The organism is bacterium, from assembly GCA_030654305.1.
In the GTDB taxonomy this organism is placed as follows: Bacteria; Krumholzibacteriota; Krumholzibacteriia; order LZORAL124-64-63; family LZORAL124-64-63; genus PNOJ01.
This window is the reverse complement of record JAURXS010000106.1, coordinates 1-2,025: the sequence shown is the minus strand read 5'-3', so window position 1 is coordinate 2,025 and position 2,025 is coordinate 1. Positions and strand designations below refer to the sequence as shown.

Genomic DNA, 2,025 nt, shown 5'->3' with positions numbered 1-2,025 from the left:
GATGCCCGTGAGCTTGCGGATGCGCGGCGAAACGCGGCGCGTGTTGTGGACCAGGCTGCTGAACTGCTGGACCACCTGGCCGGATTCCCAGACCGCGAGTCCGACCTCGATGATGCAGTCCACCCCGATCAGGCTGCCGGTGGTCTCCAAATCGACCGCCACCAGCCGCGCGGCGTCTAGGGGCACGTCGAGGAAGGGGGCGTCCAGGGCGATCCAGCGGCCGTCGTGCGCGCGCGCGACGTCCGGCAGGCTCTCGAGCAGCTTGCGCACCACCAGCACCGCTTCGGGCGTCTCGTGGCGCTCGGGGCCGAAGAGGTGGCGCGCGAGTTCCTGCGCCTGGCAGGGGGCGTTGCGACGCAGCAGATGGAGGCGGGCCTGTTCCCGCAGTTGGCTCAGTTCACGTGACAGCATGATTCATCATATCACATCGCACCGCTCGGTTCAACTCCCGGCCAGCGCGGGCGCCGCATCGCGCCCGTAGCCAACGAGTTCCATGGTCTCGACCTTCTGGGTCGGCGGCGGCGGGCTGCGCCGGCCGGCCGGGATCACCGTGGCGCTCGTCTCGGAGCGTTCCGCCGCGAAGGCCAGGCCCAGGAACGGCACGCCGGGGTGCACCGCGACGCTGATCTCGCGCCGGTGGACCTGGATCATCTCGCCCCGGGGCAGCGTGATGCGCGCGGTGTCGGCGGCCACCAGCGTGAACTGGCTGCAGAGCAGGTCGGCGCCGCCGACAACGCGGGTGGTCGGCCCCTGCGTCGACACCACGTCGGGCCGGAAGTCCGCGTCCAGCAGCGACGCCACCAGCGGGTCGTGGCGCCACTCCTGCGGATCCAGGGTGCGGCCGCGACCCCCGCTCCACTGCACGACGCGCCGCACCAGGGCCGCGAGATCGCCTTCGCGTCGGGAGACGTCGTGCGACAGGACCAGGCGCAGCCCCTCCCCGGGCCGGGGCGCCAGGCCGCGCGGCGTCGCCTCCAGTGGCAGGATCTCCAGCAGCCAGCCGTCGGCCCCGTCCCCCACGCACTGCACGCGCACCAGTTCCGTCGTGCGGCGACCGGCCTCGAGCGTGGTGTTGCTGTAGTCGACCCGGTCCCCGACGGCGAGCGACAGCGGCGCTTCGGCGCGCTGCCACAGCGTGAACACGTCGAGAGCCGCCGCCCCGCCCGGCGCGCAGAGCGCCAGCAGGGCGGCGGCGAGGATCGCCGCGGCGCGCCGCGGGTCAGTGCTTGATCTGCTCCCAGTACTTCTCATAGTCGAAATTCGGGCTGTTCTGCTGGTCGTGACAGGTGACGCAGGAACTGCGGGCGCGCGCCGCCCACTTCCCGTCGCGGCTGTGTTCGGTGCCGTAGCCGTGGCAGGCCTCGCACTGGACGTTGGCCAGCAGGTTGCCGGGCGGACGGTCGTCGTAGCCGCCGATGAACACGTAGCCGGTGGTGTGGCAGACCAGGCACTCGGGGCTGTCCGACTGGCCCTTGCGCGCCAGCGTGCCCAGGGCCGCGGCGTGGGGCGAGGTGCGCAGCTGCTCCCAGATCGCCTGGTGGCACTTGCGGCACTCCCGCTCGGTCAGGAACTTCTCGTCGGCCGAGCCCTGGACGGGCTGGTAGGAGCCGCGCGCGGCCAGGCGCGCCAGTTCGAGCTTCTGCTTCACGGCTTCGACCCGCTCGAGCATCACCGGGTCGTCGGCCACCTCCTTGCCGAGATCCCCGATCGTCACGTCGACGGCCTCCAGCCGCCCCCCGACGCCGAAGAAGCACTCGGCCCGGCCCACGTACCGGCCCTCGAAGGAAGAGGCCAGGAACGCGGTCTGGTCCACGACGCGCTCGGTCCGGTAGGGCTGCTGCGTGTGGCCCACGACGCAGACGTCGATGCCGGGCACCTGCTTGAGGAGCTCCTCCGACTTCGCGTCGCCGAGGTGCGCCAGCAGGACGACCGTCTCGGCGCCGGCCGCGCGCATCCGCGGCAGCAGGTCGCGCAGGACGGTCGCCGGGTCGTCGACGAGGAAGGTCTCCTCCTGCGCGGACATCG

3 protein-coding genes are annotated in these 2,025 nt (G+C 72.1%); all 3 read right to left on the bottom strand.

Annotation, left to right across the window (positions count from 1 at the left end; all coding sequences use genetic code 11):
• Positions 1–411, bottom strand: a 411-nt coding sequence (locus Q7W29_02930) for an exonuclease domain-containing protein (protein MDO9170763.1), incomplete at its 3' end; no start/stop codon positions are given.
• Positions 412–441: 30 nt separating this feature from the next.
• Positions 442–1,251, bottom strand: coding sequence for a hypothetical protein (locus tag Q7W29_02925; protein ID MDO9170762.1), 810 nt, complete (start codon positions 1,249–1,251; stop codon positions 442–444).
• The coding region (locus tag Q7W29_02920; GenBank protein MDO9170761.1) for a multiheme c-type cytochrome at positions 1,220–2,025 on the bottom strand (806 nt) is incomplete at its 5' end. The genes Q7W29_02920 and Q7W29_02925, both read right to left, overlap by 32 nt.